The organism is Crossiella sp. CA-258035, assembly GCF_030064675.1.
Lineage (GTDB): Bacteria > Actinomycetota > Actinomycetes > Mycobacteriales > Pseudonocardiaceae > Crossiella.
Genome location: NZ_CP116413.1, coordinates 7,129,045 through 7,146,288 on the forward strand (window position 1 = coordinate 7,129,045; position 17,244 = coordinate 7,146,288).

The 17,244-nt window shown below is 71.2% G+C and carries 17 protein-coding genes and 1 pseudogene; 7 read left to right on the forward strand and 11 right to left on the reverse strand.

Annotation, left to right across the window (positions count from 1 at the left end; genetic code table 11):
• Positions 1–88: 88 nt before the first annotated feature.
• Positions 89–1,738, forward strand: coding sequence for a bifunctional 3'-5' exonuclease/DNA polymerase (locus N8J89_RS31975; RefSeq protein ID WP_283660712.1), 1,650 nt, complete (start codon positions 89–91; stop codon positions 1,736–1,738).
• Between the two features lie 311 nt (positions 1,739–2,049).
• Here the strand turns inward: N8J89_RS31975 and N8J89_RS31980 are convergent, their stop codons facing one another.
• Entirely contained in the window at positions 2,050–2,850 is an 801-nt protein-coding gene (locus N8J89_RS31980; RefSeq protein WP_283660713.1) for an MBL fold metallo-hydrolase, read from the reverse strand.
• Positions 2,851–2,923: 73 nt separating this feature from the next.
• Here N8J89_RS31980 and N8J89_RS31985 point away from each other — a divergent pair, with 73 nt between their 5' ends.
• Entirely contained in the window at positions 2,924–3,505 is a 582-nt protein-coding gene (locus tag N8J89_RS31985; RefSeq protein ID WP_283660714.1) for a dihydrofolate reductase family protein, read from the forward strand.
• On the opposite strand, the gene N8J89_RS31990 is transcribed toward N8J89_RS31985, so the two are convergent.
• Complete coding sequence (locus tag N8J89_RS31990; RefSeq protein WP_283660715.1) at positions 3,502–4,440, reverse strand: AEC family transporter; 939 nt, start codon at positions 4,438–4,440, stop codon at positions 3,502–3,504. The genes N8J89_RS31985 and N8J89_RS31990 overlap by 4 nt on opposite strands.
• A 78-nt stretch (positions 4,441–4,518) precedes the next feature.
• Positions 4,519–6,096, reverse strand: a complete 1,578-nt coding sequence (locus N8J89_RS31995; protein ID WP_283660716.1) for a S8 family peptidase — start codon at positions 6,094–6,096, stop codon at positions 4,519–4,521.
• A 407-nt stretch (positions 6,097–6,503) separates the two neighbouring features.
• Between N8J89_RS31995 and N8J89_RS32000 the strand changes: the two are divergent.
• A pseudogene (locus tag N8J89_RS32000) lies at positions 6,504–7,757 on the forward strand (glycoside hydrolase family 3 protein); the annotation flags it as partial.
• A 24-nt stretch (positions 7,758–7,781) separates the two neighbouring features.
• Entirely contained in the window at positions 7,782–8,171 is a 390-nt protein-coding gene (locus N8J89_RS32005) for a carbohydrate-binding protein (RefSeq protein ID WP_283666294.1), read from the forward strand.
• Positions 8,172–8,211: 40 nt separating this feature from the next.
• Here the strand turns inward: N8J89_RS32005 and N8J89_RS32010 are convergent, their stop codons facing one another.
• The 3 genes from N8J89_RS32010 to N8J89_RS32020 are packed head-to-tail and all read right to left on the reverse strand — an operon-like array spanning position 8,212 to position 11,416.
• Entirely contained in the window at positions 8,212–8,661 is a 450-nt protein-coding gene (locus tag N8J89_RS32010; RefSeq protein ID WP_283660717.1) for a response regulator, read from the reverse strand.
• The gene (locus N8J89_RS32015; RefSeq protein WP_283660718.1) at positions 8,658–10,229 is read right to left on the reverse strand and encodes a sensor histidine kinase; all 1,572 of its coding nucleotides are present in this window, start codon (positions 10,227–10,229) and stop codon (positions 8,658–8,660) included. Before N8J89_RS32015 ends, N8J89_RS32010 begins: the two co-directional genes overlap by 4 nt.
• 8 nt (positions 10,230–10,237) lie before the next feature.
• A complete protein-coding gene (locus tag N8J89_RS32020; RefSeq protein ID WP_283660719.1) occupies positions 10,238–11,416 on the reverse strand; it encodes a PP2C family protein-serine/threonine phosphatase in 1,179 nt (392 codons plus the stop codon).
• 123 nt (positions 11,417–11,539) lie between these two features.
• On the opposite strand from N8J89_RS32020, the gene N8J89_RS32025 reads away from it, so the two are divergent.
• Entirely contained in the window at positions 11,540–11,797 is a 258-nt protein-coding gene (locus N8J89_RS32025; RefSeq protein ID WP_283660720.1) for a hypothetical protein, read from the forward strand.
• Between the two features lie 56 nt (positions 11,798–11,853).
• On the opposite strand, the gene N8J89_RS32030 is transcribed toward N8J89_RS32025, so the two are convergent.
• Complete coding sequence (locus N8J89_RS32030) at positions 11,854–13,782, reverse strand: SpoIIE family protein phosphatase (protein ID WP_283660721.1); 1,929 nt, start codon at positions 13,780–13,782, stop codon at positions 11,854–11,856.
• 138 nt (positions 13,783–13,920) lie between these two features.
• On the opposite strand from N8J89_RS32030, the gene N8J89_RS32035 reads away from it, so the two are divergent.
• On the forward strand, positions 13,921–14,310 hold the full coding sequence (locus N8J89_RS32035; RefSeq protein ID WP_283660722.1) for an STAS domain-containing protein: 390 nt from the start codon (positions 13,921–13,923) through the stop codon (positions 14,308–14,310).
• Positions 14,311–14,371: 61 nt separating this feature from the next.
• Here the strand turns inward: N8J89_RS32035 and N8J89_RS32040 are convergent, their stop codons facing one another.
• On the reverse strand, positions 14,372–14,953 hold the full coding sequence (locus N8J89_RS32040) for a hemerythrin domain-containing protein (protein WP_283660723.1): 582 nt from the start codon (positions 14,951–14,953) through the stop codon (positions 14,372–14,374).
• Positions 14,954–15,035: 82 nt separating this feature from the next.
• Between N8J89_RS32040 and N8J89_RS32045 the strand changes: the two genes are divergently transcribed.
• Positions 15,036–15,812 carry a TetR/AcrR family transcriptional regulator gene (locus N8J89_RS32045; protein WP_283660724.1) on the forward strand — a complete coding sequence of 259 codons (777 nt, stop codon included), beginning with the start codon at positions 15,036–15,038 and terminating at the stop codon, positions 15,810–15,812.
• On the opposite strand, the gene N8J89_RS32050 is transcribed toward N8J89_RS32045, so the two are convergent.
• The 3 genes from N8J89_RS32050 to N8J89_RS32060 are packed head-to-tail and all read right to left on the reverse strand — an operon-like array spanning position 15,809 to position 17,205.
• Positions 15,809–16,129 carry a DUF3817 domain-containing protein gene (locus N8J89_RS32050; protein WP_283660725.1) on the reverse strand — a complete coding sequence of 107 codons (321 nt, stop codon included), beginning with the start codon at positions 16,127–16,129 and terminating at the stop codon, positions 15,809–15,811. The two genes, N8J89_RS32045 and N8J89_RS32050, sit on opposite strands and share 4 nt — an antisense overlap.
• Positions 16,114–16,527, reverse strand: coding sequence for a hypothetical protein (locus tag N8J89_RS32055; protein WP_283660726.1), 414 nt, complete (start codon positions 16,525–16,527; stop codon positions 16,114–16,116). The genes N8J89_RS32050 and N8J89_RS32055 overlap by 16 nt, the downstream gene beginning before the upstream one ends.
• 57 nt (positions 16,528–16,584) lie before the next feature.
• Positions 16,585–17,205: a TetR/AcrR family transcriptional regulator gene (locus N8J89_RS32060; RefSeq protein WP_283660727.1), complete on the reverse strand. Its 621-nt coding sequence runs from the start codon at positions 17,203–17,205 to the stop codon at positions 16,585–16,587.
• Positions 17,206–17,244 lie beyond the last annotated feature (39 nt).

The window sequence follows — 17,244 nt, forward strand, 5'->3', positions numbered from 1 at the left end:
AGAAAAACTCCCTCATGGGTGCTCCGGACACGCTACCCATGGCTGGTCCACACAGGATTGTCGGTGCCGTGGCGCACAATCGCTGGTGATGCGGATCGCGGTGGTGACCAGCCCCAACGGGGAGGCCAGGCTGTGCGAGCTGTCCGAGGACGGGCAGCCCGTGAGCGAGGTCACGTCCACCACTGCCCTTGCGGGCACCATCGCCGAGCTGGAACGGGCGCACCAGCCCCGCTGGGTGCTGGCCAACAGCGCCGAGCTGTACCCGAGGCTGCTGCGCGCCGGGGTGCGGCTGACCCGCTGTCACGACCTGGAGCTGACCGAGTCACTGCTGTCCGGTCACGCCGGCCGCTGGGGCGAGCCCCGCGGACTGGCCGCCGCCTACGCCCGCCAGGCGGGCCTGCCGGTGCCGCCGGACCCACCGGTGCGGCCCAGGGACGAGCACCCGACGCTGTTCGAGACCGCGCGCACCGACCTGCCCGAGGTGGACCCACTCGACGCGGTGATCGCGGTGCACCGGGACCAGCAGGCCAGGATCGGCGCACTGGCCCAGCCGGGCCGGTTCCGCCTGTTGGTGGCCGCGGAGTCCGCCGGTGGCCTGGCCGCGGCGGAACTGGGCCACGTCGGGGTGCCGTGGCGGGCCGACATCCACGACGCGCTGCTCACCGAGCTGCTGGGACCGCGCACACCGGCCGGTGTGCCGCCACCGAAACTCGCCGAGCTGACCGAACGGATCATCGATGCCTTCGGCGGCCGCCGCTTCCACCCGGACTCCCCCGCCGAGGTCCTGAAAGCCTTCGCCAAGGCCGGCCATTCCCTGCCGTCCACCCGCTCCTGGGTGATCAAGGCCGTGAACCACCCGGCGGTGCCCCTGTTGCTGGAGTACAAGGAGCTGTACCGGATCTACACCGCGCACGGCTGGTCCTGGCTGTCGGCCTGGGTGCGCGACGGCCGGTTCCGCCCGGAGTGGGTGGCCGGTGGCGTGGTGTCCGGCCGGTGGGCGACCAGGGGCGGCGGCGCACTCCAGATCCCCAAGACCGTGCGCAGAGCCGTGGTCGCCGACCCGGGCTGGTCCCTGGTGGTGGCCGACGCCAGCCAACTGGAACCCCGGGTACTGGCCGCCCTGGCCGGAGACCAGCGCCTGGCCGCAGCGGGAGCCAGCGGCGACCTGTACACCGCCCTGGCCGAGGAAGCCTTCGGCGGCGACCGCGACCGAGCCAAGATCGGCATGCTGGGCGTGATGTACGGCCAGACCAGTGGCGGAGCCGGGGAACTGCTCGCGGCACTCCGGAAACGCTACCCAGCCGCGATCGAGTACGTGGAGCGGGCGGCGCGCACCGGTGAGCTGGGCGGGCTGGTCCGCTCGCACCTGGGGAGGACCTGTCCGCCGCCGGGATCGGACTGGCAGGGCATCGTGGAGGACGCGGAGACGGAGACCGGTCAAGCGCGGCAGGCTCGGGCAAGGGGACGGTTCACGCGGAACTTCGTGGTGCAGGCAACGGCTTCGGAGTGGGCACTGGCGTTGCTGGCCTGTTTGCGGACCTCGTTGCGGGAACCGGCGGAGCTGGTGTTCTTCCAGCACGACGAGGTGATCGTGCACTGTCCTTCGGAACTGGCGGAGGAAGTGGTGGCGGCGGTGCAGGAGTGCGCGGAACGGGCCACGCGGTTGCTGTTCGGAGACACACCGGTGCGGTTCCCGCTGAACGCGGTGGTGGCCGACTGCTACGCCGACGCGAAGTAAGGCAAGCGGCCGGGTGCAAACCCACAAAGCGGGCCTCTCGTCTTCTCCGCACGGCCTGGAGACCGCGCACCGCATCCCGCCGAGCAGACGCTCACAGCAACCGCCGCCAAGGCAAAGCAGCGTGACGGCGGCTGCTCGCTGGGATGTGGTTCGCTGTCGGAAGGTCGTGCGGAGAAGACGAGAGGCCCGCGAGCACGCTGGGTCTTGAGTCGGCAACACAAACCCCGCCCCGCAACCTGCTCAACCGGCTTTTGACTTGTCACACCCCTCCGGGGGTCTGCCCGTCCGGCGAGGACATTCTTTTGATCTTCTCAGCTGTCGTCGCGCACGTACGCCAAGTACCGGTCCGCCGAACGCTGCACGATCTCGTGCGCGTTCTCCGGGATCGTCGAGTCCCACCAAGCCCCGTAGATGCTGTCGAAGTCCAGTTCCCGCAACAGTTCCCGCGCCCTGCGGACGACCGCCGGGCGCTCGGGGATCAGGTTCGGGTAGCTGTACATGAAGGCCACATGACTGCGGTCCGGGATGACCTGGACGATGTCGCCGGTGAGCAGGGTGCGGTTCCAGTGCAGCACCGTGCCGCCCGCGAAGTGCACGCCCAGGTTGACCAGGGTGAGGTTGTCGGCCAAAGGTTTGCAGGTGCCGGACCATAGTTGGATGGACGGGTCTGGGCGGCCGATCCACTCGGCGTCGTGCTCGTGCAGGTGGATGGGGACGTTGAAGGCGTGGGCCCATTCGACCATGGTGGTGTAGTAGTGCGGGTGGCTGATCGCGATGGCGGACAGGCCGCCCCGGTCCTGGACGGCGGTGATGATCTCGTCGGTCAGGTAGGCGGTGCAGTCCCAGAGGATGTTGCCGGTGGGGGCCTGGACCAGCAGGGCGCGCTGGCCGATGGCGAACCTCGGTTCGGTGCCGATGCCGGTGAGGCCGGGGCCTTCCTCCTGGATGCGGGCCTTGAGCTCCGGGTTGGCGCGCAGCGCGTCGAAGTCGGTCCAGCGCTGGCCGGCCGCGGGCACGTACTGGCGCTCATCGGTGCAGATGGGGCAGTCCGCGCGCGGGGCCGCGTACTGGGTGCCGCAGGTCAGGCAGACGGGCTTGGTGCTCGGGGCCATAAGGTTTCCTCCCAGTGCGCCGGGGACTTCTCCGGCATGCGGACACGCTAACCGGCGCGGGCAGGGAGATGGTGTGGGACGGGTCATCGCGGAGATCACCGTGTCGGTGGACGGGTTCGTCGCCGGGCCGGAGGTGAGCGCCGCGCAACCCATGGGGCTGCACGGGTTGCGGCTGCACCACTGGCTCGGGTTCGGGGACGCGCCACCGGGTGAGGCGGATCTGGCGGTGGCGGGGCGGATGTTCGCCAACACCGGGGCGTTCGTGCTGGGGCGGCGGCTCTTCGACGTCGGGATCGGCAAGTGGGGCGGGGACGGGGCCTGGCAGCGGCCCTGTTTTGTGCTCACCAACCGGGACCGGCCGGACCACATCCAGGGCGTCACCCGGTTCACCTTCGTCACCGACGGGGTGCGGCGGGCGGTGGACCGGGCGCGGGCCGCCGCCGGGGAGCGGGACGTGGTGGTGGCGGGTGGGGCGCAGGTGATCCGGGCGGCCATGCACGCGGGGCTGGTGCAGGAGCTGCGGTTGCACGTGGCCCCGGTGCTGTTGGGGGCGGGCACGCCGCTGTTCGACCAGGGGCCGCGGATGGAGCTGGAGCCGGTGCTGGTGGAGCACTCGCCCATGGTCACCCACGTCACCTACCGGGTGGCGGGCTAGCTCAGCAGGTAGGTGATCAAGGTCAGGCTGGCCATGGACAGCAGGGTGGTCAGCAGGATCGAGTCGCGGGCCAGCGCGCCCGCGCGGAGCTGGTACTGGCTGGCGAAGACGAAGGCGTTCTGCGCGGTGGGCAGGGCCGAGAACAGCACCGCGGCCAGCAGCGCCGGGCCGTCCAGGCCGAGGGCGAACCGGCCGATCAGGAAGCACACCAGGGGTTGCAGCACGATCTTGAGCGTGACCACCACCAGCACCTCGCTCCGGCGGGGCAGGTCGGCGGACTCGGCGCGGCCGAACAGGGACATGCCCAGCACCAGCAGGGCCAGCGGCACGCCCGCGCCGCCGAGCAGGTCCAGTGGCTGGGCGAGCAGCGGCGGGAGCTTCCAGCCGAGGGCGGCGATGGCCAGGCCCCCTGCCGCGCCCAGGATCACCGGGTTGCGGACCGGGAGCAGCAGGACCCGGCGGATCGCGCCGTAGCGGCCGCCGCCACCGGCGTTGACGTCGGTGTCGATCAGGGTCAGCACCGTGGGCATGACCACCAGCAGCTGGAACATCAGCGCGGCCACCACAAAACTCGGGTCGCCGAGCACGGTGATGGCCACCGGGATGCCCAGGTTGGCCGCGTTCACATACGCCGAGGACATGCCGCCGATGGCCTGGTCGGCCAGCCTGCGGCGGAACAGCCAGCGGCTGGCGGCCAGGCCGAGCGCGCCGACCAGCACCGTGCTCGCGGCGAAGGCCAGGATCGAGCCGCTGGCCAGGCCGTCCAGGGAGACCCGGCTCAGCGTGGTGAACAGCACCGCGGGCATCGCCAGGTAGAAGACCACCCTGGTCAGCGCGCGCTCGGCGGCCAGGCCGAACAGGTTGGTGCGCCGCACCAGGTAACCCACCCCGGTCAGCGCCCAGATCGGCACAAAACCAGCGACAACGGTGGGCACCCGGTGAAGCTAACCCGGTGCGCGCCGGTGTGGCGGCGGTTGAGACCGAGTCAACAACCGCCGCCACACCGGATCAGCTCAGAGCTTGATGGTCCAGCTCAGGATGGTGCCGGTGTCGGAACGGGCCACGTCCTGCACCCGCAGCTTCCACACGCCGTTCTTCGCCTTGCCGCCGGCGTTGACGGTGAACGAGCCCACCACGTCGTCCGCGCTGTCGGAGCCGCTGGAGCCCTTGAGGCGGAACGGGGTGCCGTCGGGCGCGAGCAGGTCGACCACCAGGTCACCGCGCCAGGTGTGCTTGATGTTGACGTCCACGGTCACGGTGGCCGCGTTGCCCGCGCAGTCGGCCACGGTCACCGGGCTCTCCACGGTGGCCAGGTCCGGCACCGGGACGTCGTTGTCGTTGGTCAGGGTGCAGCTCGGCGGCGGCGTGGTGCCGCCCTCACCGACGAAGAGCAGCTTGTTCGGCGAGCCGGTGCCGGGGTTGACCACCTTGTCCGGGGTGGCCGCGTTCACCATGGCGTCCCGCACCTGCTGCGGGGTGAAGGCCGGGTTGGCCTGCAGCACCAGGGCCGCCGCGCCCGCGACGTGCGGGGCCGCCATCGAGGTGCCGGAGATGGTGCGGGTGATGGTGTCGTTGTCCTTCCACGCCGAGGTGATGTCCACCCCGGGGGCGAAGATGTCGACGCAGGTGCCGAAGTTGGAGAAGGTCGCCTTGTTGTCGTTGCGGTCGGTGGCGCCGACCGTGATGGCCTCCTGGGTCCGGGCCGGGGACACCGTGCAGGCGTCCTGCGGGCGGCCGAAGATGTCACCGTTGCCGGCGGCCAGCGCGAAGGTCACGCCCTTGGTGATGGCGCCGCGCACGGCCGCGTCCACCGCGTCGCTGGCCCCGCCGCCGAGGCTCATGTTCGCGGCCGCGGGCTTGACCGCGTTGTTGGCCACCCAGTTGATACCGGCGATGACCTGCTCGTACGTGCCGGAGCCCTGGCAGTTCAGCACCCGGACCGCGTGCACCTTGGCGCCCTTGGCCACGCCGTGCGCGGTACCGGCCACGGTGCCCGCGACGTGCGTGCCGTGACCCTGGCAGTCATCGGCGTTGGTGTCGTTGTCGATGAAGTCGTACCCGGAGACCGCGCGGCCGCCGAAGTCCTGGTGGGTCACCCGGATACCGGTGTCCACGACGTAGACGTTCACTCCGGTGCCGTCATTCGGATACGTGTACGACTGGTTCAGCGGGAGCGCCCGCTGGTCGATTCGGTCAAGTCCCCAGGATGGCGGATTAGGCTGGGTCCCGGAAATACGCACCGTGCGGTTCTGCTCCACAAATTCGACCTGCGGGTCGGCGGCCAGACGCCGCGCCTGCGATTCCCCGACGGTCATCGAGAAACCACGAATGGCGGTGTCATAGGTTCGTCCGACCTTCGCGCCATAGGTGGTCGCGAGATCGCTCGCGACCGTGGCGACCGAGGCTGCCCTGACCTCGGCGCTGTCCTTCAGCACGACGATGAAGCTGTTGGGCACGGCGCCCTCACCACCCGCGTTGCGGATGGCGGCTTCCGGCGCGGCGGTGGCCGGCAGGGCGGCGAGGGCGGTGGTGGCGGCGGCCAGCAGCGTCACCGCTGCGGCTTTGCCGCGCCAGTCCCGGGTTCGACTCATCAACATTGTCCTCTCCCGCAGAGCTGCCGGATGGCACCTGTTGGCGTCACCGGGCAGGGTTGGCTCTTGTGCAGAACGGAAGTGAGGCACGCTCGCGCGAACGTAAGGGCGGACTCTAATTCACTGTTTGCCCTCACGTACAGACGTGGACAGGGAACACGAAAGTACGCTAGGAAAGAGAGTTCACCGTTCGCGCTTCTCACCGAAACGCAATCGTAGGAAATGGAAGAAAAGCGTAGCTCCATTTCCGCCAGGGGTCGATAAGCCGAACAGGGATGTTTTCTAGACTGCTCGGTTCAGCCCGAAAGTAGGCACCCGATTGGTCTAGACCTAAGCCAGGGCTGGCCGGTTACGGTCAGGGGGCCGCCTTGTTGTGACTCGCAACGAATTCCCCGAAAGGCCCTGCCATGCCTCTTCCACGACGTCGTGAGAGCGCTCGCAAACCGTCTCTCGCGAGACTGACCACCGGCGCGCTCACCCTCACCCTGCTCGGCTCCGCCCTGGTCACGGGCCCGGCCGCGGCGGCCGACCCGATCTACAAGGACCCGGCCCAGCCGGTCCCCGCCAGGGTCAACGACCTGCTCTCCCGGATGTCCCTCGACGAGAAGATCGGTCAGATGACCCAGGCCGAGCGAGCCTCGGTCAGCGCCGCGGACCTGACCACCTACCGGATCGGCTCGCTGCTCTCCGGCGGTGGCTCGGCGCCCAGCCCGAACACCGCCACCGCCTGGGCCGACATGTACGACAACTACCAGCGGGCCTCGCTGGCCACCCCGCTGAACATCCCGCTGATCTACGGCGTGGACGCGGTGCACGGGCACAACAACGTGCGCGGCGCGACCCTCTTCCCGCACAACATCGGCCTGGGCGCGACCCGCGACCCGGAGCTGGTCCGGCGGATCGGCGAGGCCACCGCCAAGGAGGTCTCCGGCACCGGCATCGACTGGGACTTCGCGCCCTGCCTGTGCGTGGCCCGCAACGACCGCTGGGGCCGCACCTACGAGTCCTTCGGCGAGCACCCCGAGCTCGCCACCTCGATGGCCACCCTGGTCACCGGCCTGCAGGGCAGCGCGCTGAACCAGCCCGGCGCGGTGCTGGCCACCGCCAAGCACTGGATCGGCGACGGCGGCACCACCGGCGGCAAGGACCAGGGCGACACCCAGGTCTCCGAGGCCGAGCTGCGCGCCATCACGCCGGGGACCACGGTGCTGCAAGGGATCAGGGCCGCGGTCTCACCGCAGACCACGGTCACCTACGACCGCGGCGGCAACGGGATCAACGACAGCTACCAGGCCGCGGTCGCGGTGGTCGGCGAGACCCCGTACGCGGAGTTCAACGGCGACCGCCCCGGCGGCATGGGCCTGGACGCCCAGGACCTGGCCACCCTGAACCGGCTCAAGGCCGCCGGGGTGCCGGTGGTCACGGTGCTGGTCTCCGGCCGCCCGCTGGACATCGCCGCGCAGCTGCCGGACTGGAGCGCGCTGGTGGCCGCCTGGCTGCCCGGCACCGAGGGCAACGGCGTGGCCGACGTGCTCTTCGGCGACCACAAGCCCACCGCCACCCTGCCGGTGAGCTGGATGACCAGTGCCGCCCAGCAGCCGGTGAACGTCGGCGACGGCAAGGCCCCGCTGTTCGGCTACGGCGCGGGCGAGCGGTTCCCGGCCACGCAGAACCCGTACAACATCATCGGCGCGGCCTACTACGACGAGCAGCGCGGCACCGACGTGCAGCGGTGCACCGACGCCGGCTGCGGCCGCAACGTGGGCTGGATCGCCGCTGGCGACCACCTCGGTTACGCCGACGTGGACTTCGGCGCCACCGCACCGCGCACGGTCACCGCCCGCCTGGCCTCCGGCGCGAGCACCACCGGGACCCTGGAGTTCCGGCTGGGCTCACCGGCCGGGCCGGTGGTCGCGACCGTGTCCGCGGCGAGCACGGGTGGCTGGCAGAGCTGGGCCAGCCGCGGCGCGACCGTCAGCGGATCGGCGACCGGGGTGCAGCGGCTGCACGTGGTGGCGGCCGGGGGCGGGGGCGCGAACTTCGCCAACCTGAACTGGTTCCAGTTCGCCAGGTGAGGCCCGGGGTGGCGGCGGGACCCCGACCCGCCGCCACCAGTCACTGCACCCTGGGCAGCCGCACCACGGTCAGGAAGAAGTCGTCCACCTGGCGGACCACCTTCACGAACTGCTCGAAGTCCACCGGCTTGGTGACGTAGGCGTTGGCGTGCAGCTGGTAGCTGCGCAGCACGTCTTCCTCCGCCTCCGAGGTCGTCAGGATCACCACCGGGATGCGGCGCAGCTGCTCATCGCCCTTGATCGCGGTCAGCACCTCCCGCCCGTCCATCTTGGGCAGGTTGAGGTCCAGCAGCACCAGGTCCGGGCGGGGCGCGTCGGCGTACTTGCCCTCGCGGCGCAGGAACGCCATCGCCTCCACGCCGTCGCTGACCACGTGCAGGCGGTTGCCGACCTTGTTCTCCTCGAAGGCCTCGGTGGTCATCAGCACGTCACCGGGGTCGTCCTCGACCAGCAGGACCTCGATGGGGCGGATGTCTGAGGGTTCGATCACTCGTGCTCCTCGGCGAGAACCGGCAGGGTCCAGCACACGGTAGTGCCTTGGCTGATCTCGGTGTCGAGCCAGATCCGGCCGCCGTGGTGTTCGATGATCTTGCGGCACAGGGCAAGGCCGATGCCGGTTCCGGTGTAGTCCTCTTTGGCGTGCAGCCGCTGGAACATCACGAAGATCTTCTCCGCGTACTGCGGCTCGATGCCGATCCCGTTGTCGGCGCAGCGGAACAGCCACTCCTCGGCGTGCCGTTCCACCGTGATCCGGATGTGCGGGACGGCCTCGCCGCGGAACTTGATCGCGTTGCCGACCAGGTTCTGCAGCACCTGGGCCAGCAGGGTGGCGTTGCCGCGCACCGTCGGCAGCGGGTCCGCCTCGACCACCGCGCCGGTCTCCTCGCGGCTGGCGCTCAGGCTGGTCAGCGCCCGCGTCAGCACCTCGTCCAGCTCGACCTCGGTGAACTCGCCGGTGGTCCGGCCCACCCTGGAGAAGGCCAGCATGTCGTTGATCAGCTGCTGCATCCGCTTGGCGCCGTCGGCCGCGAACTCGATGTACTGGTCGGCGCGCGCGTCCAGCTGGCCGCCGTAGCGGCGTTGCAGCAGCTGGCAGAAGCTGGCCACCTTGCGCAGCGGCTCCTGCAGGTCGTGCGAGGCGACGTAGGCGAACTGCTCCAGCTCGGCGTTGGAGCGGCGCAGGTCCTCGGCGGACTCGTTGAGCTGCTCGGCCTGCTCCCGCAACGTCTCCTGCACCCGCACCGCGGTCATCAGCGCGGTGAACATCTGCACCCGCATGGCCTCGATGTCCGCGGCCAGCGCGGCGATCTCCTGCGGCCCGTCGCTGCCGACCTGCCGGGACAGGTCGCCCTGGGCCACCCTGGTGGTCTCCTCGCCGAGCCTGCCCAGCGGCGCGGTCACCCAGCGGCGCAGCGCCAGCCACAGCGCCACCGCGCACACCAGCGCGAAGGCCACGAACCCGACGCCCAGCGCGGTCAGCGTCCACAGCGCCCGCTCCATCGCGGCCTTGCTGACCAGCCGTTGCGCGCCGATGGCGGCATCCAGCTCCTTGAGCGCGTCCTGCAACGCGACGAACCTGGGCTCGGTGTAGTCCAGGCCGCCCAGCAGCGCGCCGCTGGCCCCGCTGGCCTTCACCCGCGCGATGGCCGGCTCGGCCAGCTCACGCTGCCAGGTGCCGGCCGCCGCCTGCACGACGTCCACCTTGGACCGCAGCTCGGGCCGGCCCGCGAGCAGCTCGCGCAGCCTGGCCAGGGTGGCGAACTCCTCGGTGCGCTCGGCCTGGTAGCGCTCCAGCCGGTTCTCGGTGCCGCTGAGCACGTAGTCGCGCACGGCCAGCTGCTGGTCGCCGTAGGTCTGGCCGAGCACGGCCGAGCGGATCCGGGCCGGGGACACGTCGTCCACCACGTCCGAGCTGGCGGCGAAGAGCCGGGTGGCGGCCAGCACCCCGGCCAGCACGCCGATCGCCAGCAGCCCGCCGAGCACGCCGAAGGCGACCGCGAGCCGCCGCCGCAGCGACCAGCGCACCCGTCCCTCCACAGTGGACAGTCTATCGGCCACTCCGGCGCTCACTCCGCACCGGAGCGGAAGGACAGCTGGAGCAGCGCCACGTCGTCGGTGAGCGGGCCGCCGTTGAGCTGCTGCACCTCGTTGATCAGCTCGTCCAGCCACTCCTGCTGGGTGGCCGCGGCGACGGAGTGGGCGCGCAGCAGCCGCACCAGGCCGTCCTCGCCGAGCCGTTCCCGGCCCCGGCCGGTCTTGCCCTCGAACAGCCCGTCCGTGTACAGCATCAGCGTCCACTCCGGCGGCAGCTCCAGCCGCTGGGCCGGCCACTCCGCGCTCTCGAAGATGCCCAGCGCCGGTCCGCTGGGCTGCTCCGGCAGCTGCCGGGTGTCCTGGCCGGCCAGCGCGATCGGCGGCGGGTGCCCGGCCAGGTACAGGTCCACCGCGGTGCGGTCGGGGGAGAAGACCAGCATGCACACGGTGGCGAAGACCATCCGCGGGTACGGGTGCCGGATGATCTTGCGGTTGAGCGCGGGCAGCATCCGCTCCGGCGAGGTCTCGGCCAGCACCAGGGTCCGCCAGCCCGCGCGCAGGCACACGCCGAGCGCGGCCTCGTCCGGCCCGTGCCCGGACACGTCGCCGATCAGGGTGTACAGGGTGCCGTCCTCGGCCTCGACCAGGTCGTAGAAGTCGCCGCCGACCAGGCTCTGGCTGCGGCCGGGCCGGTACCGGGAGCGGTAGCCGATGCGCGGGTCGGCCAGCAGCGGGGTGGGCAGCAGGCCGCGTTCCAGCCGGGAGTTCTCCTGGGCGACCAGCGCGGCCTCGCGCAGCTTGCGCAGCCCGACCTCGACCCGCTTGCGCTCCACCGAGAAGCGGATCGCCTTGGCCAGCAGCCCGCCGTCGACCTGCCCCTTGACCAGGTAGTCCTGCGCGCCGGCGGCCACCGCCTGCACGCCGCGGTGCTCGTCGGCGTGCCCGGTGAGCACCAGGATGGCCGCGCCGGGCACCCGCTCCAGCACGGTGTGCAGGGCCTGGAAGCCCTCGGCGTCGGGCAGGTTGAGGTCCAGCAGCACGCAGTGCACCCCCGGCCGCAGGTGCGCCCGCGCGGCCGCGACACTGCGCGCCCAGTGCAGCTCGACGTTCAGTCCGGCCTCGGCCAGCAGCTCCTCGACCAGGAACGCATCCCCCCGGTCGTCCTCGACCAGCACGATCGAGTACCGCTCGCCGCCCTCTTGGTCACCCACCTCCGGCCTGCCTTCCTGCTCCACCGGAGAATACGCAGCGGGTGACGCGAACGCCGGGGCGGAGTGCGTGGTTCCGGCCATAGGGGGTACCCGATCCATGTCAGTCGTCGAAGGAGGAGCCGGATGGACAGCGTCAAGGCCAGGTCCACTGTGGACAAGCTCGAGATGGCCCAGGGGGGCCTGAAGCTGGCCTTCGCCGCGGTGTCGGCGATCAACACGGTCCGCTTGCTCATGAGGTTGGTGCGGGAGAAGAACATCGTCAGCCTGAAGGGCGCGATCGCGGTCGGTCAGGCAGTCGCCGCGGTGTTCGCGGCCAAGCAGGCCATCAGCGACTTCCGGGCCAGCGCCATCCCCGGCGACCAGACCTTCGACAAGGGCTGAGTCCCCGGGCCAGGGCACGGGCACACTGGACGCGGCGCCTCGTGGAGGTGTCGCGTTCAGTTGGCCCTCACCTCCACGTAGGCGTCCAGCCCGGTCAGCCTGGCCACGTAGCTGGCCGAGGTCCCCTCCGGCGCGCACAGCACCAGCCGTCCGCCCGCGGCCTCGGCCTCGGCGGCCAGCTCGAAGAACATCCGCACCCCGGCACTGGCCAGGTAGCTGACCTCGGCCAGGTCCACGGTCAGCGCCAGCGCGCCGCCCCTGCTGGTGCGGCGCAGCACCGGTTGCACCAGGTCCACCGTGGTGGAGTCGATCGCGCCGTGCAGCCGGACCTCCGGGCCGTGCGCGCCGTGCCCGATGTCCATGCCCAGCTCGTCGGGGCCGGGCTCGACCTCCCGGCCGGGCCCCGCACCCAGCCGTCGGCGCAGGTCGATGGTGGTGCCGTCCTCGGTGTGCCGGACCCGCACCGTGTCCATCGCGGCCTGCATCAGCAGCAGTCCCCTCCCCCGCCCCTGCGGGTCCTCCGACGGCGGCCGCCAGTTGCCGGAGTCGGTGACCGTCAGCCGCAGCGTGCCGGTCTGGTCCAGGTCGGCGGTCAGCGTGACCGGGCCGGGCTCCAGGTCGGCGTAGGCGTGCTCGACCGCGTTCGCGGTGGCCTCGCCGACCGCGATCTGCACGGCCAGCGCGTCCTCGCCGTCTATCTCCCGCTCGGCCAGCCAGTCGCGCAGGTCCCGGCGCAGCCCGCCGAGCTGGTCGGAGCGGCCGGGCACGGTGCGGTGCAGCCCAGCCGAGGGCTCCTGGATCCGGAGCAGCAGCAGCGCGATGTCGTCCTCCGGGGGGCCTGAGCTGAGCAGACCGGCCAGCAGCCGGTCGCAGCGGGATTCCAGGCTGGTCTCCAGCTCCGCGGCCACCTCGGCCGCGCAGGCCAGCAGACCGGCCGCGCTGCGGTGCGGGGACTGGCCGGTGCGGTCCACCGCGCCGTCGGAGTAGAAGATCAGCAGGTCGTCGGCGGCCACCTCGGCCTTGCGCACCTCGAACTCGCCCGCGCCGAGCGCGAGCGGGGTGCCGGCCGCCCTCGGCAGGTACTCCGCCTGCCTGCCCGGCCTGGCCCGGACGATCGGCGGGTGCGCCGCGCTGGTGTAGGTCAGCTCGCCGCGCGCCGGGTCCAGCACCGCCACGCAGGCGGTGGCGCCCGCGGCCTGCGGGGTCTGCCTGGCGAACTCGCCCAGCCGGGTGATCACCTCGGCCAGGTCCATGCCGGCCAGCAGGTAGGCGGTGAGCGCGCTGCGCAGCTGGCCCATCACCGCGGCCGCGCCCGGCCCGCTGCCGACCACGTCGCCGACGCTGATCGCGAGCCTGCCGTCGCCGAGGCTGATCGCGTCGTACCAGTCGCCGCCCGCGCTGAGCACCGAGCCCGCGGTGGCGTAGCGGGCGGCCAGCCTCGCGCCCGGCAGCACCGGCAGCGCGGTGGGCAGCAGGCTGTCCTGCAACGCCCGCACGATGTGGTGCTCCTCGTCCCGTAGCTCGCTCATCCGCTGCTCACCGGCTTGGGCGGCCAGTCGGCCACGCACACTGCCGGTGGCGTCGGTGACCATGGCGAGCAGGCCGATGACCGCTCCGCCCGCGGCCAGCCTGGGCACCAGGGAGAAGGAGACGTAGCCCTCCTCGGCCTTGCCGTCGCCGTTGACATCGATGAGCACCCGCCGTTCCTCGCCACGCATGGGTTTACCGGTCCGGTAGACCTCGTCGAGCAGCGGGAAGATGTGCTGACCGGCCGCCTCCGGCATCACCTCGCGGATGGGCCTGCCGAGCACCTCGCGCCGGTTGCCGATGCTGGCCCGGGCCGCCCGGTTGGCCGCGACCACCACGTGCCGGGGTCCGGCGAAGGCCCAGACGATCGCGGGCAGGTCCTCGAACGCCGCGATCCGCTCCTGGTTCCCCTCGGACTCCTCGGGGTCGCCGCTGCCCGTGCGCTCGCTTGCCAACATCCAGGCCCTCCTGTGCGTCGGTCCGCCCTCCGACCGCGCCGGTGTCGTGCGCCCCGGCTATGTTGTGCCTTACCCAGTACCTGCTTACGGTAAAAGTGAAACGCCTGTTCACTTGCGGAAGCTTCAGTGGAGGACGCTGTGTCGACGGCCGATGAGTTCGCGGAGGACCAGACTCGCGCGGCGGCGTTGATCGACCTCGACTCGGCGGCCTCGACCGAGCTAGCCGGGGTGCTCAAGGTCGGCGGCGAGGTCGACCTGCTCACCACCCCGCTGCTCAAGACCGGCATCGAGGAGCAGCTGGCGCGCAGCCGCCCGCTGCTGGTCATCGACCTGACCGGGGTCTCGTTCCTGGGTTCCAGCGGCCTGGCCGCGCTGGTCGAGGCCAGGGAGGCGGCGCAGGACAAGGGCACCGCGCTGCGCCTGGTGGCCGGGAACCGCTCGGTGTTCCGCCCGCTGGCCACCACCGGCCTGAGCACGCTGTTCGACCTGCGGGAGACCTTGGAGGAGGCGCTGGCCGCGCCGATCTGAGTCCGCCGGGGCTCGTCGCTGAGTCCCATGCCGACCCGGCCGGCGCCTCCGCCCGCCGCGGTCAGGCCTTGCGCACTGCCTCGGCGAGCTGGTCCTTGGTCATGCTCGACCGCCCGGGGATGTCGGCGGCCTTGGCCTGCTCGTACAGCTCCTCCTTGGTGGGCTCGCCGCTCGTCTCGCCCTGTGCGGGCACCTCGGCGGTGATCCCGGCCTCGGCCAGGTGCTGCCTGCGCGCCTTGTCGAACTGCTCGCCGAGACGCTTGAGCTCATCGGCGGAGACGGCCTTGCGCAGGGCGGGGAGGAGGTCGGTCTCCTCCTCCTCGATGTGGTGCTGGACCGCGTCGACGAACTTCTGGAACTTGCCGCTGAAGTTGAGGGTGCTCTCCTTGGCCTTGGTCAGCAGCTCCTCGGCCTCCAGGTGCTCCTCCGCGCCGTGGTGCACCTCGCCGCGCTCGTCGGGATCGGCCGCGATCAGGGCGGGGTAGACGTGCTCCTCCTCGGCCCTGCTGTGCGCGTTCAACCGCGCCTCGACCTCGTGCACCAGGCTTGCCCTCTGCTTCGGGTCGGCCTGCTTGACCTGCTCGAACAACCGCTCCAGCACCCGGTGATCGGCCTTGATGAGCGAAACGGCGTCGCGAGTCATGGGGTCCTCCTCGTGGTGGGTACGGTCAGCCGAATACCCGGCCCGAGACACCTCAACCACACCCGTTTAGGCTGATCCGGCCATGTCGACTATCGAGTTCAGCGGCCACGGGGACCCGGCCCGCAGCCTCGCCCTGTTGTGGCGCACCAGCGAACGGGCCAGCCGCAAGGGCAAGCCCGAGCTGAACGTGGACCGGATCGTGCGCGCCGCCATCGGGATCGCCGACGCCGAGGGCCTTGGCGCGCTGTCCATGCGCAGGGTGGCCGAGGAGCTGGGCGTGGGCACCATGTCGCTCTACACCTACGTGCCGGGCAAGGGCGAGCTGATCGACGTCATGCTGGACACCGTCTTCGGCGAGATCACCAGGGAGCACCCGCCCGGCACCTGGCGGGACCGGCTGGAGCACGTGGCGCGGCAGAACAAGGAGCTGTACCAGCGGCACAACTGGCTGCCCTACGTGCTGATGAGCCGTCCGGTGCTGGGCCCGAACGTGACCGCCAAGTACGACCACGAGCTCAGCGCGATCGACGGCATCGGCCTGTCCGACGTGGAGATGGACTCGGTGCTGTGGCTGGTGCTGGACTTCACGCACAGCGCGGTGCGCGGCGCGGTGGAGTCGGCGGTGGCCGCCGCGCGCAGCGGGGTCACCGACGAGCAGTGGTGGCAGGCGCACGCGCCGCTGCTGGGCAAGGTGCTGGACCCGGCGCGCTACCCGGTGGCCAGCCGGGTCGGCCAGGCCGCGGGCATGGAGCACGGCGCCGCGGCCGATCCGGCGCACAACTTCGAGTTCGGGCTGGCCAGGGTGCTCGACGGCATCGAGGTGCTGGTCAAGCAGCGCGCTTCCGGCTCAGCCGGCTAGATCCGCTCGCCGGCCTGCACCTTGCGGGTCACCCAGCGCTCGGCCACGAAGGACAGGAACGGCACCGTCCCGGCCAGCAGCACCAGCAGGGTGCCGCCGATGGACCACTTGCTCTTGATCGCCAGGTCGAAGGCGAGCACCAGGTAGATGGCGTAGAGGAAACCGTGGATCGGGCCGATGACCGCGACCGGGCCGGGCATGTCGGCCAGGTACTTCAGCGGCATGGCCACCACGACCAGCAGCAGCAGGCCGACGCCGACGATGTAGGCCATGATCCGGAACCGGGACAGCGTGCCCGGCTTCACCTTTGTTGCCACTGTTCCGCCTTCTGCTTGAGGTAGCGGTTGTACTCCGCCAGCTCGGGGTCGATGTCCGCGTCCTGGGCCGCGGGCCGGGGCCGCCCCGGCAGCCACTTCTCCGCCACCGGTTCCGCCGCCTGCGCGGGCACCACGGGCTCGGCGGACTCAGGGGTCTCGGCGGCCTCGCCGTCCTCCTCGTCGCGGGTGGCCTCCATGCGCAGGAACCGGATCCAGGCGACGATGCCGAAGACGCCGAACAGCGGCCACTGCAACGCGTAGCCCAGGTTCAGCCCGCTGCCGGTGGAGGACAGCGCCCGCTCCAGCTGCCACCAGCCGAGCCAGCCGCAGACGAGCGCGCACAACAGCACCAGGACATGCCCGGCCAGCCATCCAGGGCTGAGGTACCGGCTGCGCACGGCATTGACGGTAGCACCGCGACTCATCCGACCGGATGAGCGGTCCCGGTGCGCGAATCAGGACGGATCGGGCAGGTACGGCGACACCGCGTCCGCGCCGACGGCCACCATGGCCAGCTGGAAGAAGCCGCGTTCCAGCAGGTCCAGCAGGGCGTCCCGGTCGATCCGCGGCTCGCGCAGCCAGCTGATGGTGACCTCCTCGACGAAGGCGACCCAGCCGCGCACGGTCATCACCAGCGCCGGGGTGGACTCGATGCCCAGCTCGCGCACGTTGTCGAGCACGATGTCCGCGATCGCGGTCCTGGTCTCCTCGAACAGCGCGCGCATGGCCTCGTCGCCGGTGGCCGCGCCGCGCACCAGCGAGGTGTAGGCGTCCCGGTTCTGGCTCACGTAGTCGACGAACCCGCGCAGGCTCTGCCGCATCCGCGGCGCGGGCTCCAGCGCCTTGTCCGGGGCCAGGAACTCCAGCAGCTGGGCGGCCGCGGCCCTGGCCACCGCCAGGTGGAACTCGCGCTTGGAGCCGAAGTAGTGGAAGAGCAGGCCGGTGGAGATACCGGCCTCGGCGGCCAGGTCCTCGATGGAGAGCTCGTCCAGGGTGCGGGTGGAGAGCAGCTCCACGCCGAGCTTGAGCAGCTGAGCCCGCCGGAGTTCGGGGCTGAGACGAGTGCGCTGGGCCACAACGAACAGCTTATTGACTTCGGCTCAACAGCGCCACTA